20 protein-coding genes are annotated in these 20,555 nt (G+C 35.8%); 13 read left to right on the top strand and 7 right to left on the bottom strand.

Features of this window, described 5'->3' with window-relative positions; genetic code table 11:
* Positions 1–56 precede the first annotated feature (56 nt).
* From AC1Q6O_RS15700 to AC1Q6O_RS15685, 4 genes are all read right to left on the bottom strand, one after another.
* Complete coding sequence (locus AC1Q6O_RS15700) at positions 57–1,652, bottom strand: AraC family transcriptional regulator (protein ID WP_492401679.1); 1,596 nt, start codon at positions 1,650–1,652, stop codon at positions 57–59.
* 142 nt (positions 1,653–1,794) lie between these two features.
* On the bottom strand, positions 1,795–2,451 hold the full coding sequence (locus tag AC1Q6O_RS15695; protein WP_090002152.1) for a DJ-1/PfpI family protein: 657 nt from the start codon (positions 2,449–2,451) through the stop codon (positions 1,795–1,797).
* Between the two features lie 127 nt (positions 2,452–2,578).
* Entirely contained in the window at positions 2,579–3,184 is a 606-nt protein-coding gene (locus AC1Q6O_RS15690) for a TetR/AcrR family transcriptional regulator (protein ID WP_139150944.1), read from the bottom strand.
* 51 nt (positions 3,185–3,235) lie between these two features.
* Positions 3,236–3,574: a winged helix-turn-helix transcriptional regulator gene (locus tag AC1Q6O_RS15685; RefSeq protein ID WP_008175508.1), complete on the bottom strand. Its 339-nt coding sequence runs from the start codon at positions 3,572–3,574 to the stop codon at positions 3,236–3,238.
* Positions 3,575–3,899: 325 nt separating this feature from the next.
* Here AC1Q6O_RS15685 and AC1Q6O_RS15680 point away from each other — a divergent pair, with 325 nt between their 5' ends.
* The 11 genes from AC1Q6O_RS15680 (at position 3,900) to AC1Q6O_RS15630 (ending at position 14,101) form a co-directional block, all read left to right on the top strand.
* Complete coding sequence (locus tag AC1Q6O_RS15680; protein WP_239355444.1) at positions 3,900–4,613, top strand: SDR family oxidoreductase; 714 nt, start codon at positions 3,900–3,902, stop codon at positions 4,611–4,613.
* Between the two features lie 326 nt (positions 4,614–4,939).
* A complete protein-coding gene (locus tag AC1Q6O_RS15675; protein ID WP_008175503.1) occupies positions 4,940–5,632 on the top strand; it encodes a stalk domain-containing protein in 693 nt (230 codons plus the stop codon).
* A gap of 194 nt (positions 5,633–5,826) precedes the next feature.
* Positions 5,827–7,188, top strand: a complete 1,362-nt coding sequence (locus AC1Q6O_RS15670) for a TraB/GumN family protein (protein ID WP_089985894.1) — start codon at positions 5,827–5,829, stop codon at positions 7,186–7,188.
* Between the two features lie 355 nt (positions 7,189–7,543).
* Complete coding sequence (locus tag AC1Q6O_RS15665) at positions 7,544–8,077, top strand: RNA polymerase sigma factor (RefSeq protein WP_427534756.1); 534 nt, start codon at positions 7,544–7,546, stop codon at positions 8,075–8,077.
* Positions 8,064–9,701 (top strand): DUF4179 domain-containing protein, encoded by a 1,638-nt coding sequence (locus tag AC1Q6O_RS15660; protein WP_492401675.1) that lies wholly within the window; start codon positions 8,064–8,066, stop codon positions 9,699–9,701. The genes AC1Q6O_RS15665 and AC1Q6O_RS15660 overlap by 14 nt, the downstream gene beginning before the upstream one ends.
* Positions 9,702–9,865: 164 nt before the next feature.
* On the top strand, positions 9,866–10,147 hold the full coding sequence (locus AC1Q6O_RS15655) for a transporter suffix domain-containing protein (RefSeq protein ID WP_008175495.1): 282 nt from the start codon (positions 9,866–9,868) through the stop codon (positions 10,145–10,147).
* Positions 10,137–10,562 carry a MarR family winged helix-turn-helix transcriptional regulator gene (locus AC1Q6O_RS15650; RefSeq protein WP_239355441.1) on the top strand — a complete coding sequence of 142 codons (426 nt, stop codon included), beginning with the start codon at positions 10,137–10,139 and terminating at the stop codon, positions 10,560–10,562. Before AC1Q6O_RS15655 ends, AC1Q6O_RS15650 begins: the two co-directional genes overlap by 11 nt.
* A 258-nt stretch (positions 10,563–10,820) precedes the next feature.
* Positions 10,821–12,104, top strand: a complete 1,284-nt coding sequence (locus tag AC1Q6O_RS15645) for a histidine--tRNA ligase (protein ID WP_043989952.1) — start codon at positions 10,821–10,823, stop codon at positions 12,102–12,104.
* Between the two features lie 142 nt (positions 12,105–12,246).
* A complete protein-coding gene (locus tag AC1Q6O_RS15640; protein WP_346037507.1) occupies positions 12,247–12,624 on the top strand; it encodes a GntR family transcriptional regulator in 378 nt (125 codons plus the stop codon).
* Complete coding sequence (locus AC1Q6O_RS15635) at positions 12,625–13,482, top strand: ABC transporter ATP-binding protein (RefSeq protein WP_492401673.1); 858 nt, start codon at positions 12,625–12,627, stop codon at positions 13,480–13,482.
* Positions 13,483–13,486: 4 nt separating this feature from the next.
* Positions 13,487–14,101, top strand: a complete 615-nt coding sequence (locus AC1Q6O_RS15630; RefSeq protein WP_089985887.1) for an ABC-2 transporter permease — start codon at positions 13,487–13,489, stop codon at positions 14,099–14,101.
* 46 nt (positions 14,102–14,147) lie between these two features.
* Here the strand turns inward: AC1Q6O_RS15630 and AC1Q6O_RS15625 are convergent, their stop codons facing one another.
* The gene (locus tag AC1Q6O_RS15625; protein ID WP_492401671.1) at positions 14,148–15,761 is read right to left on the bottom strand and encodes a hypothetical protein; all 1,614 of its coding nucleotides are present in this window, start codon (positions 15,759–15,761) and stop codon (positions 14,148–14,150) included.
* The gene (locus AC1Q6O_RS15620; protein WP_008175483.1) at positions 15,758–16,540 is read right to left on the bottom strand and encodes an ABC transporter ATP-binding protein; all 783 of its coding nucleotides are present in this window, start codon (positions 16,538–16,540) and stop codon (positions 15,758–15,760) included. The genes AC1Q6O_RS15625 and AC1Q6O_RS15620 overlap by 4 nt, the downstream gene beginning before the upstream one ends.
* Before the next feature lie 222 nt (positions 16,541–16,762).
* Between AC1Q6O_RS15620 and AC1Q6O_RS15615 the strand changes: the two genes are divergently transcribed.
* On the top strand, positions 16,763–17,161 hold the full coding sequence (locus AC1Q6O_RS15615) for an RNA polymerase sigma factor (RefSeq protein WP_008175481.1): 399 nt from the start codon (positions 16,763–16,765) through the stop codon (positions 17,159–17,161).
* A gap of 311 nt (positions 17,162–17,472) precedes the next feature.
* On the opposite strand, the gene AC1Q6O_RS15610 is transcribed toward AC1Q6O_RS15615, so the two are convergent.
* On the bottom strand, positions 17,473–18,684 hold the full coding sequence (locus AC1Q6O_RS15610; protein WP_342531237.1) for a Zn-dependent hydrolase: 1,212 nt from the start codon (positions 18,682–18,684) through the stop codon (positions 17,473–17,475).
* Between the two features lie 420 nt (positions 18,685–19,104).
* On the opposite strand from AC1Q6O_RS15610, the gene pdxR reads away from it, so the two are divergent.
* The gene (gene pdxR, locus AC1Q6O_RS15605; protein WP_375105832.1) at positions 19,105–20,553 is read left to right on the top strand and encodes a MocR-like pyridoxine biosynthesis transcription factor PdxR; all 1,449 of its coding nucleotides are present in this window, start codon (positions 19,105–19,107) and stop codon (positions 20,551–20,553) included.
* The last annotated feature ends 2 nt before the right edge of the window (positions 20,554–20,555 follow it).

Here is a 20,555-nt window from a genome sequence, read left to right as displayed (position 1 = left end):
GGTAATGTTAAACCCTACTATGGCGTAAAGTGCCTTAAAAATTGGATTATTGTGTTCTAGAAGCAAACACTCCCTAAAATCGCTTGTTCAATCTGTTGCATAATCTCCCTTTTGCCAAATACACTACAATTGTTAATCCATAAACCAGTATCTACAGAAAAAACACGGTTATTTTTCACCGCATCTAAATTTGCCCACTGCTCACTATTTTGTAAAGTAGCTAGGCTTAAGTCGGCGGTATAATAGTCCATTATGCGTTTTTCAATAAATAAATATGTAGGATTGGCAGCCACTAATTGTTGTAAGGAACATATGTTGAAACTGTTTGCATTTGCGCGCAATCCTTCAGGCATTTGCAAGCCCAGCTCCTGATATAAGAGGATAGCCGAGTCACTAGAAGATTCACCGAGATAGCGGTAACCTAGCTCCTCCACACGTAAGTATAGGACAGTAGCATCTTTTATTATATGATGTTGTATTTTATTTTTTAGAACCTCTACATATGTAGTAAGTTCGCGAATGATTTGTGCAGCTTCCTTCTCTTTATTAAACAATTTACCAAAATAACGGATGAGTGAATGTAGATCATAGGTTAGTCCAGTGATAACAGGGGCGATAGTTTGGAACTGCTGTTTTGTCTCCTCTGTTAAGTCGACACCGATAATTAAATCGGGTTGTTGTTGTACAATTATGTCCTGCTGAATCACATATTGAGGCATTTCTAAAATGGTTGTAGCAACTTTATGAAAAAGAAGTTGTTGATACTTTGGAGTTAGGGAGTTAGTTACAGTAACACAATTAGGTACAACACCTAATGCTATCGCAATTTCTGCATGTGCAGATGAGAGATAGCAAACACGATATTCACTAACGGTTTTTTTGTATTGCTTAGGTGGGCGACCAACAATACGTTTAAACTGTCGGCTAAAGTTTTGCACATCATCAAAGCCTACTTTTTTTGCGATATTTTGTGATAAATCATCGGTTGTTAATAACATTTCCTGTGCGCGGAAAATACGATAACTAATTAAATAAGCTATCGGTGTCTTATCATATAACTCAATGAATTTTCTTGAATAATACCATGGGCTATATCTAGCGATAGCTGCTAATTCATCTCTTGTCATCATTTGATTATATTTTTTTTGCATATAAATAACGGTATGTTTAATTCTTTGTTCCAGGGTGTATTCATCTATTGGTCTCTCTTGTTGTAATTCTTTCAACAAGCTGTATAAAATAAATTGTTTAATAGTAATATGGAGATGATCTGTATTTACAGCAAGCGATATACGAATATCTGCGATGACCGTTTCAGGCACTCGTTGAATATAGTAACCATTTGTTGTATCGATAGACCAATTACAGGTTGATTTGATTTCTGTATCATATAGCTCAAAGCTAATTAAATAGCCTGAAAAATCAAGTCGATTTGTATGTGTAAGTTGGATAACGGCATCATTTTCAAGGGCGATTAAATGCCCAAATACAATATGCTCATTATGACCATTAATAGATAGAGTGGTTTGGCCATCCGTAATCAATAAGAGAGCCGCACGATCAAGATGTATCGTCGATTTATGAAATAATGATTTGGCTAAATCTTTTATTTCTGTGCAATGTGCCAGCCAATTAGGATTAGAATCAAGCATTTATGTACTCCTTTAGTTTGTTGTGATAAAAGTATACTACGGAATGTCACAACAAACGTCATAAAACGGTAAGAGCAAAATGAATACCGTAAAAATCATGACGAAAACACCTCTGTGTTAAGGAGGTGTATAAAAGGTGAGTTTACATATCAGGCTCTTTCTCTGAAAATGCCTGAAGCATTTTTTTTATATCTTCGACTAAAGGCTTAGGTGCTTTTTGTACAGAGCCTGTATCAAATGGGGGCTGTGGATCATATTCCAGTATTAACTGAACTCCCATACTAAGGTCGTCACCAAATTCCCATGCAACTAGTTGTAGAGCCATATCAATACCAGAAGAGACACCAGCTGCTGTGACCATTTTATTTTGGCGCACAACTCTTTCATCTGTTGGAATAGTTCCAAGGGATTGTAGGATATCAAAGGAACCCCAGTGACTAGTTGCCTTCATTCCTTTTAATAGACCAGCTGCACTTAAAATAAGAGAGCCATTGCACACGGATGTTGTCCATTTGGTTGTTTGATGTATGTTACGAATCCAATTGAGCGTTGTTTCATCATTCATTGGATTTTTGAAGTTAGGTGGACTACAGCCAGGAACAATAAGAATATCGGCAGAAGTTATGTCAGAAAAGCTATAGTCTGCATGCAAAAAGCCCATTTTTGAATCTAGTTTAATCAGTCCTTTATCTTTAGCAACAAATTTCACTTGACATTGCTGTGTAGCTGCAAATACCTCGTATGGACCAATTGCGTCCAAAGCTGTAATCCCATCGTAAAGTAAAATTGCTATTTCCAAAACTATCTCTCCTTTAAAATAGATTAGGACCGAACCGTCCGGTCCGCAAGATAATCTTAAACGCAAATGCATTTTTTTTCAACAATATAATTATTACATTTCAGTGAAAACCAAGAGGTATTGTATTTTAAACCTCTTGGTTCTTTGGTGCGTACTGTTGTAAAAGGTATGTGATCTGTTCAATACTATGATTCATATGATCGTTATTTAAAGCTAAACGACTAGACATGACAGCACCCTCTAAAGTAGAGAATAAAAAAGATGCTAGGGAATAAGCATTTACATGCTGGCTAAATTCTTTGGCATGTATTCCTTCTTCAATGATTGATTGTAAAAAAAGTAGGGTTTCTTTATGTGCATTAGCAGCTAACTCATGTAGTTCTGGGAATCCATCATCGCTTTCAATGGCTGTATTCAGTAGCGGACATCCACCATCAACTGGTGGGGTATGAACCGCATCTTGATAAACTTCAAACATAGCAATTATTTTATCTGTCGCTGTTATTTTAGACTTTATTGCTTCAAAATAATGATCCCAAATAATCTTCATAGAATAGGTGAAGGAAGCAATGGCTATGTCATTTTTATTTTCAAAACGTCTATAAATGGCACCCTTAGGTAATGCCGTGGCAGTCATAATATCTTGAATAGAAGTTTGGTTGTAACCTTTTTTATTAAATAAACTTAGAGAAGTTTGGATAATAAGATCACGTATTTGATCTTCTTTATTCATTGAATTTCCTCCATTTTGCACAATGATAGCTTACATTTAAAGGTTTATTTTTTATAAATTTAGTCCAAATCTTTTTAGTTCAATAAAAATACCTTCCAATCCCTTTCCTTTTTCTGTTAGCGTATATTCCACGCGAGGGGGAACCTCAGGGAATACTTTTCTTTCTAAAATACCTTGATCCTCCAACACTTTAAGGCGGAGGGAAAGTGTTTTCGGGCTAATTCCATCCATTGATTTCAATAGGTCACTAAAGCGCATCGTTCCTTCTATAAGCAGATCACGAATTATCAAAAATGTCCATTTTGTTCCAATTATATCCAGTGTTTTAGCGATGGGACAAGTCTCACCTGGAGTTCCTTTGGTCAACACGACTGGCTCAATCACACTCATCAGAAACAGCCTCCTAAAATTTTTTTGTCTAATTCACCTTATATTATCACAATAGTATACTTCTAGAAACTTTGTGAAATAAATATCACTACTTCCGAAAATAAAGTAACTATATATATAATATCGTTGGCTTTGTTAATCCATTACTAGATTAAGGGGGTAATGAAATTTAGTGAGATTTCAACAAAATATCAACTATCCTTCAGCGTAGATCTTATAATAAGTACCTTTACTATCAGTACCCATTATGAATGAAAGCGTGATATACAAATGCCAGAGAAATTGAATTTTTAATTTACTATTTGGAAATATAGGAGGTAAAAACATGTTAAAAGATAAAAAGGTTGTCATTATTGGTGGGAGCTCTGGGATTGGCTTGGAATCAGCGAAACAACTATTAGCCCAAGGTGCTGAAGTAATCATTGCAAGTCGATCTGAAGATAAATTACGGAAAGCAAAAGAGCAATTGGGGGTGAAGGCTATAGCTTACACACTAGATACAACACAAGAACAGCAAGTTGTGTCTTTCTTTGAAAAAGTCGGTCCGTTCGATCATCTTGTAGTAAGCGCAGCAGAAACATCAGGGGGCTCATTCATCCAAACAAGTACAGTCCAGGCTCGACAGTTATTTGAAAACAAATTTTGGGGACAATATTATGCAGCAAAATACGGCGCGTTGCAAATTTTACCAAACGGTTCCATTACTTTATTTTCTGGGGTTGTGGCCTATAAATCTATGGTTGGTTCAGCGACTCTAGGTGCAGTCAATGCAGCTGTTTCTAATCTAGGCCAAACTTTGGCATTAGAACTTGCTCCAATCCGAGTGAATATTGTTTCACCTGGTATCATTGATACACCTTCTCGTAATAAAATGCCAGAAGAAATACGGAATAATTTTTATGCTTCTGTTGAAAATAAACTTCCAGTTAAACGTATAGGGAGGGTCGAAGATGTTGCACAAAGCATATTATACTTGCTACAAAATAGTTTTGTGACTGGAACCATTCTTCATGTAGAAGGAGGACATATACTAGCATAATCAGTAACTAAAAGAAAAATGGAGTTAAACATTCATTTTTTGATAGATAAGAATAATCCATACGGATTTAAGTAATATTCAGATACTAATAATCATATTAAAAGTGGAAAGCTTCAATTTCATAAACAAAAGTCTGTGAGATTAAACAAGTATAGCCTAGTGACCTTAAGCCTCGTTTAAAAGCCAAATATAATTATGTAGAATAAGGATTGCTTCATGAATAAAGAAGTGATAAGCAGTTTTTTTTCTATTTTGAACAATATGTTGAAATATTTATATGTAATTTTTGGTATAATTACATATAAATATATTAAGGAGTGTGCTCTATGAAAAAACTACTTATTATTACGAGTTATTTAGGCTTTTTTATATTAGGAGGTTTAACCTTCACCTACCTTTCAACGACAGAGGCAGCAAGCAGTTTGAAAAAGATCAATGTTTCTCAAGATACGATTCATTACTATGTAGATAAGGTTGAGAAAAAGCCAAAAGAGGGTCAATCTGGCTTTATTTATGAAGGAACTACTTATGTGCCGATGCGTTTTATTGCTGAGTCTTTAGGGAAAAATGTGACATGGGATGGTAAATCAAAATCCATTTATATTGGTGATGCTCCAACCTTCATCTCTTTAAAAGATGTAAAGCCTATTGGGAGTGATGAAGATCACTTCTTCCATAACCCAAGCTCTATCGTTATTAGTACTGGAGAAAAGTTTGAACAATCCTATCAACTAGGTGGCTATCACGGCGGTGGGGCTGTACAAGATCATACAGTTGAATACATGGCTAATGGAAAATATAAATCATTTGAAACATACCTAGCGCCTGTTAAAAAGCTAGCGGCAGGTTCTTTCGGCATAGGCTATATGAAAATTTACGCAGATAATAAATTGATTTATGATAGCGGGTCGATAAAAGATAAGGTAAAGGTTAATGTTAATTTAGAAGGTGCTTCAAAAGTGAAGTTTGAAATTGAAGGCAGTGGTTTAGGTATATTGGATCCTAAATTTACTCAATAAGCTTAAAATTAAAAGGCGATGACAAGAACGAGTGTCATCGTCTTATTTAATGGGATGTAATAACTATTTCGACATAATTAAAGTCAATACATTTTTGTAAAAATTTTCACATTTACTTATAAAATAGTTGGTCTATTTATGGTATAATTTCAAACGTTGTAGGTAAGGAAGTAGAAAAAGGGAGAGAAAATCTTATGATGAAAAAGATAATGAAACGTACAAGCGCTATTTTGCTTGGGGCTTCATTGATGCTGACAACGGTTGTACCTGTGATCCATGCGGAGGAGCAGTCACTACCTTTAACACCATCAATTAGTGAGTGGGCAATAGAAACATTAAATGAGGGTGAAAAATACGGAATCTTTCCAATGGAATGGTATTTCGATGGTTTCCTTCAAGAAATTTCGGTAGATAAAGTAAATGAATTATTAGCTTTAACAGAAAAGAAAATTGCTTCTCTAGGTTTAGATGAAAACAAACAATATAAACCAGTGAGTGTGAAGAATGATAACACACGTGGGGATATTGTAAAACGTTTATATAATATTGTAGCGCGTTATGATTTACCGGTTGGTAAAGATCCTATTCAATTTATGAAAGAGCATCATATATTACAAGGCTCTGCTAATGGATTACAGTTGGAGAGCAAGGCAACGACTCAACAGGCTGTAATATTGGCTGTGCGTTTCATTCAGAGTACATATGGGCTAGCAGAGCAAGGATCGAACGGGGTAGCTTGGGTTGTTCAGGATGAGGATACACTTGTATACTTACTAGGTTCCATTCATCTAGGAACACCCGATTTATATCCATTCAATAACAAACTAGTAAAGGCATTCAATGAATCGGATGCGCTATTAGTAGAGGCGAATATCCTGGATGCGGAAGCACTCGAATACTATGCAGAAAAAGCAATGTATACAGATGGCAAAACACTAAAAGATACTGTTGCACCAGAAACATATGCGAAGTTAGAACAAGTCGCAAAGCTTTACAATCTTCCAATGGAGGAACTAACAGTACAAAAGCCATGGATGCTTTCTAGTGCATTATCAATGCTGGCAATGGACGATTCCTTTGGAATGACACCACAAGAAATGACAATGCACGGGATTGATATATACTTTTTATTGAACGCACAGTTGCAACAAAAGCCAGTGATTGAATTAGAAGGTACAAGAGCGCAGGTAGATATGTTTGATGCATTGTCACCAGAGGCACAGGAACAGTCATTAGTCGCTGTGCTGGATAATATCATCAATCCATCTGAAGAAAATCAATCCGAAATTCTTCAAGAATGGTTTACAAGCTGGCAGCAAGGGAATGTGGAAGAATTCGCAAAAAGCTTCCAAGCAATGGAGGGACAATCATCTGAGTTCAATGAAATGCTTTTCGGCTTACGTGATGAGCAAATGGCCAAGAAAATCATGAATGTTCTTGAAGAGAAAAAAGGAAAGTACTTTGTTGTTGTGGGATCAGGACATTTCCTAGTAGATAAAAATATTCGCTATCATTTGGAGCAAAACGGATACGATGTAAAGCCGTTTTATCAATAAAATTATAAAGGCAACCCAAAGCTATGAACGTAGCTAGGGTTGTCATTTTTAGTTGCACCGATATTCATCGATAGCTATGATTATCTTAAGATATACTTTTTTTGTAAAATACCACCATAATAAGTAAAAATATAAAGGAACAAAAATTTCTAGACCCAATGATGTCACTACTTATTGCTGTCTACAAGCTAAAAACAGATGGTTTAGACGTCCTATAATGGACCACTCTAATGCCATCTGTTTTTATTGTGAGGTTTTTAATTGAATTACATAACAAGGAAGTTCTAAAAAAGATGAACCTTTTCTAGTAGTCATTTGTTTATAAAGTAGAACAGTCAGAAAGGAGTGACTCAGATTGACAGAACGAGAATTATTTGATTCATACAATAAGGATGTATACCGTACCTGTTATTACATGCTAAGAAATGCACAAGATGCGGAAGATCTCTGCCATGATGTATTTGTCACCGTGTTCCGTCAGGATTGGAAAAGCATTGAGCATACACGTGCTTGGATTATGCGCATTGCGATGAACCAATGCTTAAACTTGTTAAAAAGAAAGCAAGCTCAATTGAAAAAACAAGGTCAGGTTCAACTTCTACATGAGCAGAATACGGCATTGGTTAAGTCTGTAGACACTATTGTAATGGAGAAGGTAGCTGGGGAGGAATGGGAGGGATTGCTCAAGCAACTGCCAGAAAAGCTTATGGCCGTTGTCACCCTTCGTTTTATAGGTGAATTGTCGTTAGTAGAAATCGCAGAAACGTTAAAAATTCCTGTAGGTACAGTGAAGTCGAGGCTGCATAAAGCATTAAAAATAATTAGGGAAAAATTGGAACAAAATCAAAATCTATGGTTGAAGGGAGAGAATCAATTTGGAACGCACTGAACAGAAGCTGAAAAAAGGTATGAAGGCAGATCATAATATGGTGTATCCTGATTTTGAACAAATGTGGAGCTCTATTGAACAAGATGAGTTAAAGATTACCGAAGGTGAAACGGTTGAACAACGCCCCCGCAGAAGAAAGAAATTCGCTTTGGTGGCTGGACTAGCTGTCGCGCTAATGGCCACGCCAGTTTATGCAGCCCTGAATTATGATTGGTCAAACATTCTTTCATATAGAGCTGGTATTCAATCGGCATTAGCGCAAGGCTTAGGCCAAACGATTGAGCAATCCATTACGAAGGACGGATTTACGTTAACGGTACACACAGCGTTTATTGATGATAATAGAACTTTCCTGTTATATAGTTTGAAACCTGAAGCATCTTGGGATGGGGAGGAAATAGGCTTTGAATTTACCGGACTTAAAGATGCGAAGGGTAATTTTATTGAAGGGAATTATACACATTCTTGGAATGAAGAGCTTGGTGTCTTCCAGGGATATTTTGAAACGGATTGGGTTGTAGAAGGCCAGATGGCAGATGTGGAGTTTACAATGGAGAATATGCAGTTCATCAGCAATGAGAAACATTCTATCAGCTATAATCCAAATGACTTGACTACGCAAGTGTTCCTAATTCAAAAAGGTGGGATTGACACCGTGACTATCCAATCTTTTGAACAAGATGAGGGTAAAGTATTGCTTAAATCAGCAGTTACGCTTACAGATTCAAAAGTACGGAATACAGGGATATTTATTGAGGCGATTAATGATAGAAAAAATTCTATTGAAAATGGGAAAAGATCTTTCTTAGGAAATCAAGGAGCAAATGGAGAATATTTTAGTCAGCAACTGTTCGAGTCTGATGCCTTACACCAAGAAGGTACTAAATTCCAAATTTCTTATAATCGAGTACTAGAAACAAAAGAGAGTGATTGGAGTATAAAACTAAATCTAACTAAAAAACAATTGGAAAATGCGTCATTTAAGCAAGTACTAAATATCCCAATTGACAATGTGCCTGGTGGAACTAAAATCCATGAAATGACGGTTACACCGACCCAAGTTCGATTGATTCTTACTCAAGAAAAATACGAGACTTTTCCATATAGGGATTATCAACTGGATGTGGGCGGAACTTTACTGACTGGGTATATGTCTGGTAAAGGTGGAAATCCTAATGAAACAGAGCTTCGCTTTGAAATGAATGGACTAAATGCAGCTTCTTTAGAAAATCAATCTGTAACTTTCGTTGCTAAGCACCGTGTTGAAGGTTTATACGGCGACGACAATTCAACCCGTTTAACGAACATATCAGCAAACCCTCAAAGTGTAACATCTAATATTGCAGGGTATCCAATCTCATGGACTTATTACATGAAGGACAATAACCTTTATGTGGAATCATTAAGCTCAGATCCAGGATTTGCTGGAGTCAATCAAACCTATTATTTAGAAGGTAAAGAAGAGATCTATGGAACGCCTGAATTTATGGGTATGCTTGAAAATAATAAAAGAATGGATGTTTATGAGAATTTTGACAAGAAGGAGCTAGAAATTCTCGTTTATAATTATCTAATTAACAAGCCAAATGATGAGTCACGTATGCCACTTACATCTGGAAAATAATAAACACAAAAAACAAATACATCCCATCTATTGTATTCATCAATTTTCAAATAGATGGGGTTTTTGTTTTTCTCGTAACAATTAAAACATAGCTTTACATACTAAAGAAGTCTATAATTTAGTTTAGTTAACTTAAATAAATTATTATATAGGAGAATGGTTCCATGAACCCTAACGAAAAAACACATAAGCCCTTTGCTTATAAACTTGGAGTAGGCATTATTATTTTTTCTCTGTCACTATGGTTAATCCCAGTCATTACACCATTCACACCTATTCCTACGAAAGTAAAAGCAGGTATTATTCCAGGCAGCATCATTGTAGCTGAAATCTTATTTTGGTTGGGCGCTTTACTTGTCGGGAAAGAAGTAGCTAACAAATTTAAAAGCTATCTTAATCCTAAAAAATGGCGTGAAAAAGGTGATACTCAAAAAAATGAAGACTAACAATGTAGCAGAGCAAATTAATCATACAATTGAAGATATTTGGATTGTTCTTGAGAAAATGAAAAGAGACTATACTAAGTTCAATTTAAATAATCAGCAAGCGGTCCTTTTGGCATTAGTGATTCGTCATCCTTCCATTTCACCATCAGAAATAGCTGAAAAAATGACGATTACCAAAAGTGCCGTGAGCCAGCAGATAGCAAAGCTTGAAAAGGATGGCTATATTATAAAAAGGCAGCATGTCGATGATAAGCGTGGCTATTCGATTGAATTAGGTGAGAAAGGTTTGCTGTATAAACAGGAAGGTGAAGCGTTTAATCAAGAAATCACTAAAAAATATCAAGCACAGCTATCGGATGAGGAGTTGGTGAATGTGATAGAGGTACTAGAAAAATTAAAAAGTGTACTTTTATAAAATTTTCTAAATAATTTGACATTTATTTCGTTTTGTCTTATAGTATCTCTTAACATAAAAGGGGGAATACATATGACAATCACCTTTGTCCAATCGTACACAACAAAACATCATCATAGTCAGTAGTCTTGCTATCTTTATTAATTAATTAATATTGAATAGGAAGACTATTTCTCATGTAATCGTATAAATAAAGCTGATGGAGAGCTTTATCGTATACGGTTTTTTTATTTGTCAAAAAATGAGGAGGCAAAAGTGATGAAAAAAATGGATTACCAAAATGTACGTGGCACACAAGATTATTTACCTGAGCAGGAGGTTGCCCGTCGTGCTATTCGGCGCACTTTAGAAGACACGTTTATGGCTTATGGCTGTAAGCCGATTGAGACACCAATTCTTAATTATACGAAGTTGATGGCTTCTAAATATGCTGGTGGTGCTGAAATTGTACAGGAAATGTATACACTAACGGATAGAGGTGAGCGTGATTTAGCGTTACGCTATGACTTAACAATTCCATTTGCAAAGGTAGTAGCGACGAATCCCTCTATTACTATGCCATTTAAACGTTATGAAATTGGTAAAGTGTTTCGAGATGGGCCCATTAAGGCTGGACGTTTTCGTGAATTTACACAATGTGATGTAGATATTGTTGGGGTGACGTCACAAGCTGCTGAAGCGGAACTAATGATGATGGCGATAGATGCATTTGATAAGCTTAATCTCCAGATTAACATCCAATATAACAATCGCAAAATTTTAGTTGGTTTACTGCAATTATTTGAAGTAGAGCAGCAACAAATGAATCAGGTTATTTTAATATTAGATAAAATCGAGAAAATAGACCAAAAAACAATGCTATCTGAATTGAGGGAATTGGGAATTTCTGAAAACAGCATGACAAAAATAAAGCAATTTTTAGAGGGGCAACCTCAAATAAATATGGCCTATTTTAATGAGTTCGCTAATCAAAACATCATTTTGCAGCAAGGTATACAGGAATTAGTGGAGCTAACAGCTTATTTAAATGCACTTGGATTAAATGAGAAATGTACGTTCAATCCATTTTTAGCACGAGGGCTTGAAATTTATACAGGAACAATTTATGAAATCTTCTTAGCAGATGGAACCATTCGTTCGAGTATTGGGAGTGGGGGACGTTATGATCAGGCGATTGGTGGCCTTTTGGGGTCTGAGGAGCAATCGTATGCCACTGTGGGAATTTCTTTTGGATTAGACGTCATTTATACAGCCTTGGAGGTTATAGGAAGAATCGAGAAAAACTTTCCTATTGTGGATATTTATATTATTCCCCTTGGAACAGAAAAGTCGGCGCTGAAGTTGGCAGCAGCATTGCGGCAACATGAATATAAGGTAGAAGTTGAGCTTAGTGGGAAAAAAGTAAAAAAAGCAATGGAGAAAGCGAATCGGGAAAATACACCAAAGGTTATAGTCCTAGGAGAAGATGAGGTCACGCAAAATATGTATAAAATAAAAAATATGCAAAGCGGTAAGGAAGAAGTAATTGCATTTAAATTTTAAATTGAAAAGGCATGTAGTCATTTATTTGGCTATATGCTTTTATTTTTATTTCACAAAAAGGAAAATTTTACTTGCATATTTGTATCTATGTGTATATATTGTATATAAAGTATATATACAATATTTTAAAAGAGGTATTTGCATGCAAATTATTATTTCGAACAGTTCTAAAGAGCCTATTTATGAGCAGATCTATGCACAGATTAAAAAGCTAATTTTAACAGGGCAATTACAAGAGGGGCAGTCATTACCTTCCATGCGCCAACTTGCAAAAGATTTAGAGATTAGTGTCATTACAACGAAAAGGGCATATGAAGAGCTTGAAAAAAATGGATTTATTTATTCTATTGTTGGGAAAGGCTCATTTATCTCTGAACAAAATTCAGAAATGATGAAGGAAAGAAAAATGAAGGCCATTGAGGAAAAACTGTTGGTGGCGATTCAAAATGCGAAGGAAATGGATATTAGTTTAGTAGAGTTAAAGGCTATGCTTACTTTATTGTATACGGAGGATGAATAAATGGAAAATGTTATTGAATTACAGCAAATACAAAAGTCCTTTAATGGTTTTCAAATAAAGGATTTTTCAATCCATGTTAAAAAAGGGTTTGTCACAGGGTTTATTGGCGGAAATGGTGCAGGAAAATCAACGACCATTAAAATGATTATGAATTTATTGCAGCAGGATAGTGGGACTATTTCTATTTTTGGTAAAATTTATAAGAAACATGAAAAAGAAATAAAAGAACGTATCGGTTTTGTTTATGATGAGAATATCTTTTATGAAAATATCACACTCAAGGATATGAAAAAGATCATTAAACCTGCCTATAGAAAATGGGATGACAAGGCATTTCAGCATTATGTGGAACAGTTTGAGCTACCCTTGAACAAAAATATGAAGACCTTTTCGAAAGGGATGAAGATGAAAGCATCCTTAGCCATCGCGTTAGCACATCACGCTGAATTAATCATCATGGATGAACCAACGTCGGGGCTCGACCCTATTTTTCGCAGAGAATTACTCAATATTTTACATGAGTTAATGCAAGATGGAGACAAAACTATATTTTTCTCCACACATATTACGACAGATTTAGATCGCATCGCAGATTATATAACGTTTATTCATAATGGCGAGCATATTTTCACAAAGGAGTTTTATAAAATTCAAGAGGAATACGCTATTGTTAAAGGAACCTTGGATTTATTAGATCGCGAAACGGAGCAGGAATTCGTCGCCCTTCGTAAAACAAACAGAGGCTTTGAAGCATTAACAGCCAATAAACATCGAGCAGCTACTATATTTGGTGATACAGTGGTGGTTGAAAAGCCTACGCTTGAAGACATTATGTATTATACAAAGAAAGGGTGGTAAGGATATGTTGAACCTTATTTTAAAAGATATATTAATTCAAAAAAACATTTTAATCATCTACATAGCAACGATTATTCTTTATTTAATGGTCAATGTTCCATCAGTATATATAGTATTTATATATAGTATCGTATTTGTTTTAAGTGCTTTTTCGAATGATGAAAAAGATAATGCAAATATTTTACTTAATTCATTACCGTATACAAGAAAAGAAATTGTTAGTTCAAAATATATAGGAGCTTTAATTTTTACAGGGCTCTTTATGTTCCTTACGTATTTGTTCGACTTTCTTTTAAATGGGAATCAGGTAGCTGTATTGTGGAAAGAAGTATTACTGATTATGGGCCTCGTTATGATTGTCATTTCGTTTATTTTACCGATTTCCTATAAATTCAAAACAAAGTATTTAACTATTGCTATCATGGGGTTATTTGGAGTTTATATGGTAATCATCAATTATTTTGTCCCTAACTTAAATAAACAAATAAGAACCGTTGTACAAAATTTCATGACTGTACAGGAACTACAACTATACCTTATTGTCTCATTACTAATCGTTGTACTATATATAGGCTCATGGATGCTCTCGGTAAGGATATATAAGCGCAAGGCGTTTTAAAAGAAAACAGCCGGTCCCATATAAGGTGGGACTCGAGCCGTTTTTGTCATTTGAAAGCTAACTTCCATACAAGCATGTTGATGAAAAAAAGCACTATGAAATAAATAGTAGGTCCGAATGCTATTTGACTGGCAATTAAATAGTGTAGACCTGCCAAAATAGCTATAGGGATAAACAATAAAAAAGTTTTCCAGCCTTGAGCATCTCCAACCTCATCATATGGTTTGGTAAAAGGTATTTTATTGCTCATCGTTACGAAACAAAACAGTGTATATATCCAGCTTGTCACTAAAACTACTAGTAGGTCTGGGATAATTCGAATACCGTATATATAGCTAAAGACCAAACTTAGCACTAAAAACAATGGGACATATAATTTGATTAAAAATGCCTTTAAACTGCCTTTTTGTAAATTCGTATAATCTTTTAATGGAAGTATTTTGTAAATCCACGCCGCTTTAAATTTAGCCGAATGACCAAGTAAAAGTACAGCAGCTGGAATAATCATCATACTAAAATAAATATTTAAGTAGCTCATACTAGTAGCGTAATCAATTTTTTCGGATCCGCTAAAGGTAAATATAAAAATAAATGGGATGATAAATGAAAAACCTAAAGAAGGGTAAACTTTGAGCTTAAACTCGCGTTCTTGCTTCATCATAAGAGAGGCGAAACGAAAAAATGCTCTTTCTTCATGTGTTCTACATAGCAGCGTTAATAAAAGTACCTTCAGTCGATTGTTCTTCTCTTTTTTTGATTTACTTATACTTAATAGTTTTTGAAGGTTACGTTCAAAGGTTGGGATGAGTTTAATATATAACCCAATCGAAAGTATCGGTATGATTACAGCGAAGATGCTGTATAGTACTGTTAATAACGAAGTATCGCCATTTAGTAATAAGTTAAAGGGTGCAGCGAACCACATCGGTATTAGGAAGAGACTCCACCAATGAAATGACACCGTCATATCCAAATTAACGAATTCAAAGGACCGAATCAGAACCTGGTAGCCGATCATGAGCATTAACGACAAGGCAATTTGTACATAGTTGATCATATCTTTTAGCTTTTCACCATCAAAGTATCGTAAAATGGCAATATATAAAATGGCAGTGATCGCTACAATAAATAAATTAATTAATATAATCTCTAGAACGGTTAAAAGGAAAAATACAATTCCTTGCGTAAAAAGGCTGACGAGTAAAGGGATACCTGTTAAGGCAATTGTTAAATAGAATAAGTAAATGAAAATATGCATAAATTTTGCTGCGTTAATGGTTCTAGCGGAAATCGGCTTAGTTGATAGTATGCTTTTGTCTCGTACATCTAAGAGTACTGAGGAAAAGTCAGAAATCAATGAAGTCATAATTAAAAAAATGATCATGGCAAACGCAATACTCATTTGAAACAAAAAGTTTTGACCAAATCCCATGAGTGGAATCAGTATAAGGCCGAATAAAACATAAATCCATAGCGATTTAATATAGCCATATTTTTGATCGTTCTTCTTTTTGTTCTGATTAAATAGTGTTGGTACTTTACGTTCATCCATTGTTAATTTGATATGAAGGATTTTTCTCATTAGGTCATAATCAATACCCATTCTTACAAAGAGCCAGCGGAATAAATCAAGCAATTGGAGTGTTTTAAAATCTGTCATGATTGTACTCCTCGAACGATGGATACAAATTTCTCACCAATTTCCTGATGCTCATGAAATCCTGTTAACTGATTAAAGATCCTTTCTAGCGTTCCTTCAGTGTTACCAGCTTGTAATTGGGCAAAGGTTCCATCCGCTGCTATGTTGCCGTCATATAGCAGGATGATGCGACTACTGATCTTTTCAACGACATCCATAATATGAGAAGAGTAAAATATTGTTTTTCCATTGGCTGCGAGCTGCGTTAAAATCTCTTTAAAAATCATTACACTGTTTGCATCTAAGCCATTGATCGGCTCATCTAAAAATAATAGGTCTGGGTTATGTATAAGACTAGCAATGATTAATAGTTTTTGTCGCATGCCCTTTGAGTACGAGGAAATTCTAGAATGGTACGCCTCACCCACTCCAAACAACTCCATGAGCGATTTCGATTTGTCAGCTGCCTCCTCTAGCTCTAGCCCATATAACTGACCGATAAAGGTTAAATATTCATAACCTGTTAAGTTGTCATACACATCAGCGATTTCTGGAACGTAACCAATTCTCCGCTTATAGTCTATTTGATCTTGCCCAATGCTTTCACCAAAGAGCTTAATTTCACCACCATAATCACCTTCAAGCCCCAAAATAATTTTAACAGTCGTGCTTTTACCAGCACCATTAGGACCAATATATCCGATAATTTCTCCTCTAGTAGCATGGAGGTTTATTCCTTTTAATATTTCCTTGTTTCCATAACTTTTCGTTAAATTTGTAATCGTTAAAATGTCTTCCATTTCAGTGCACCTCCATAATTATAGAAAAAATATCCATTAATAAACTATAGCATATAAAAAGAAAATAAATTCCTTTTGGTAAAATGAAACCAGTTCAATTCCATGTGGTTGAAGAGGGGTTATTATAATTAAGAAATTATATATTTTAACGCCAATTTTTATTCTTTTGCTGTCACAAAACGGTAGTGAATTTAGTTATACAGATAGAGAGGATGGAAGCTTGTGAGTATATCAAATAAAACAGAGGAAACGGTAGTAATAAAAGAGGTAGTTAAACAAGTTCAGGCAGGGGATACTTATGCCTACACGGAAATCATACGGTGCTTCCAAAAACAAATCTATCTATACTGTTACTACCTATTAGGAAACAAAGAAGAAGCTGAGGATGCCTCGCAGGATGTTTTTATAAAAGGTTTAGAGAATATTCGCCAATTCACTTACTCAGTGTCTTTTTCAGCGTGGCTCTATAAAATTGCTCATCATCATTGTATCGACCTACTGAAAAAGAAAAATAAGGGCTTTAGATTTTGGACAGGTTTTAAAAAGGAGCAAATGGTCGAGCAGTCATATGAATCCTATCATTACGAGGATTCGATTCATCAGTTATATAGAGATCATTAATAGGTTATTAAAGCAGAATGGATACTTTGCTGTATGTTCATTTGAGGAGAATGGAACGTACGGTGGCTCTGCCCTGACAGATGAGGAAGTATATTTAAAGCGCAGTTTAGAGGGTGGGCTTGGTTATACCCAAAGTCAACTACAGGAAATTTTTAATTTTTTGGAATAAATTGAAATACGTAAAATGTTACCAATGACTACAGCAGATCCGCATTTTGGGTTAGAAGGTTTTATAGTAGGGTTATTCAAAAAATGATATTAAAAAGCCATTCTGAAAAAAACTAGAGAATGGCTACTTCTATTACAGTGAATTATTTAGAGAGCTCGACGACAGCATCATAAAAAATAGTAGTGGCTATAATGATATCCTCATCGGAGCTATATTCTAAGGGATTGTGGCTAATGCCGTCTTTTGAGCGGACAAACAACATCCCGATTGGAGCGATTTCAGCCATATTCATGGCATCGTGTCCTGCACCACTTATAAGAGAATATGGACGTATCCCTTGCTTTTCAATACTTATGGCAAGTTGTTGCTGTAGCTTCTCATCCGCTTTTGCAGGTTTAATGCGCTGTAATATTTTTGAAGCCATTTTAACATTTCTTCGGTCTGCGATTTGTTGTAGTTGCTGCAAAATCATAGTCTCTAGTGATCTCACTTTTTGTTCGTCTATATCTCGTAGATCAATTGAGAAAGTAACTTTGCCTGGGATCACATTTGTTCCATTCGGGGACACAGTAAGCTTGCCGACCGTTGCAACGGCATCTGTAGTGTCATTTAATAGCCGTTCAATCGCTAAAATCATCTCGCTCGCCGCAGTTAGAGCATCCTGCCGAATGGGCATAGGTGTTGCACCAGCATGTTCACTGACGCCAGTGACAGTAATTTCTAACCATACAGGAGCGGCTATACCTGTTACAACACCGACAGGTAAACCTTCATTTTCTAGCACCTTGCCTTGCTCAATATGCATTTCTAAATAAGCTTTAATGTCATTTCGTTGAGCATTAACTAAAGGATATGGCGACAATTGGAATTCCTTCATAGCTTCTTCAATGGAAATGCCAGCCTCATCTGTGTGCTGTAATTGTTCTTCCGTTAAAAGCCCGGCCATCGCACTACTACCAAGTAGCCCAAAGCCAAATCTCGTTCCCTCCTCATCCTTAAAAGCGACAACTTGTATCTTTTTAGAGGGTAGTATTTGTTGCTCATACAACCTATTTACGACTTCAATAGCTGCCAATACCCCTAATGCTCCATCGTATTTGCCGCCTTCTGGTACTGTATCAATGTGTGAGCCTAGCATAATGGTTTCATCGCCTTCACCATAAGTACCAATGAGATTTCCAACAGCGTCAACCGTTACTTTCATGCCAGCCTGTTCCATATAAATGGTCACTAGCTCAATAGCCTGTTTTTCTACTGGTGTAAAGGAGAAGCGATTAATCCCACCTGTAGCTTCATTGCAGCCGATTTGGCTTAAGTCTTGAAGATGTTGTAAGAGTCTACCTCCATTAATCATGACAATCACTCTTTCATCTGGAATTGGAAGTGGCTGTCCTTCTCATAAGACAAATTGGTCATGAACCACCTCTAAATTATTATTGTACCCTTTGGCAATAGTGGGGTCGATTACTTTGTAATGAAAATACCGTATTTACCCGTTTCATCATCTGCCCATTGTTGACCTGATGGACAATAAATAAATGTTTGTTGAACCTCGATTTCCTTATAAAAAGTTCGAGCTTAAATAAATTATTACGACCCTTATCATAGTGTGGCAAATAGTTAATATTGTGAACGATCTTCATCACGTTTGATACGTATAATAATTTTGAAATAAGATAGAAAGAAGAACAACCACTACAATAGGAAATTACATACTGAGTGGACCTTTTGAGTTCACTCTTGTTATGCAAGAATGAAGCAAGGGGGTCAGGGATTGTTTAATGATTTTAAGATGGTGGATGATCGTCCTGTTTATGTGCAATTGAAGGATTATGTTCAAGATATGATTGTCAAAGGGCATCTGTTAGAACATCAAAAGCTTCCATCTACGCGTGAACTTAGTAAGCTATTAGCAGTTAGCAGAAATACAGTGCTGAATGCATATGCTGAGCTAGAGCAGGACGGAATCATTTATGCAGTGAAAGGAAAAGGGAACTTTGTAGGAAAGGTTACTACGTTGAAAACGTCCCCTATTGAACTTGACTGGAAAAATAGGCTGAATACAGCAACTTTGTTAGCGGATGAAATCGATTTAGTCCGACAAGATATTCAGTGGCAAAAAGGGATGATCTCCTTTACTAGTATTGCTCCAGAAGAAAAGCTTTTTGATGTTGAAAATTTTAAACGGGCTTTTCTTACACGTATGTCCCTTGAAGGCGATATTGTCTTGAATTATGGCTATGCAAAAGGGTATAAACCTTTAATTGATTATCTCCTTCGCTATATGGAAGTGAAGGGTGTAGATATTTCTAATAAAGATATTTTAATTACTAACGGCTTTACGGAGGGGCTCGATATTTTATTATCCTCAATAGCTAAAAAATCTGGGCGTGTTCTATGTGAAAATCCTACACATCATGCAGCATTGAAGCTTTTTCGTTTACATGGGCTAGAAATTCATGGCGTTGATATGAGCGATGATGGCATTGATATGGGGCAGGTAGAAAAAACATTAGCCAAAATGGATTTTGATTTTGCCTATCTCATCCCGTCCTATCATAATCCAACTGGAATTGTCACCTCCTCTGAGAAGAGGAATGCTATTTTTCAGCTTTTTTCCAACTATCAAATACCTATCGTAGAAGATGGCTTTAATGAGGAATTAAGGTATTCAAGCTCTCATTTGGCACCACTAATTGCATTTAGTGGTTCCGGTAATAACATTGTCTATATTGGCAGCTTTTCTAAAATCCTTTTCCCAGGCTTACGTGTTGGCTGGATTTTAGCAGATAAGGAGCTAATTGCTAGCCTAGAAAGCATGAAAAGAGCGCGGACAATTCATACATCGACACTGGATCAGGCAGTGTTATATCAATATTTACAGGATGGTTATTTTGAAAAATATTTAAAGAAAGCAAGAGCTGTTTATAAGAAAAAGTATGAGCTTGCTCGTCAAGCCTGTATGCAGTACATTCCATTTTGCAAAATCAGAGGGGATGGAGGACTGCATCTCTTTATTGAACTAGAAGTGGGCATAGATGCTCGCAGATTATTAGAAAAATGTTATGACGAAGGTGTGGTGTTCTATCCAGGAGATGTATTTTATACAAATGGTCTTGGTAAAAACACATTTCGCCTAGGGTTTTCCCGTTTATCAGAAGAAGATATTGTCCGGGGTATTCAAATTATTGGGGATACATTAAGAAATGATAGAAGGGGTTGAAA

The organism is Lysinibacillus sp. GW823-FHT06C08 (genome assembly GCF_058795135.1).
The sequence above is the reverse complement of the archived record's forward strand: the minus strand, read 5'-3'. Positions and strand labels throughout refer to the sequence as shown.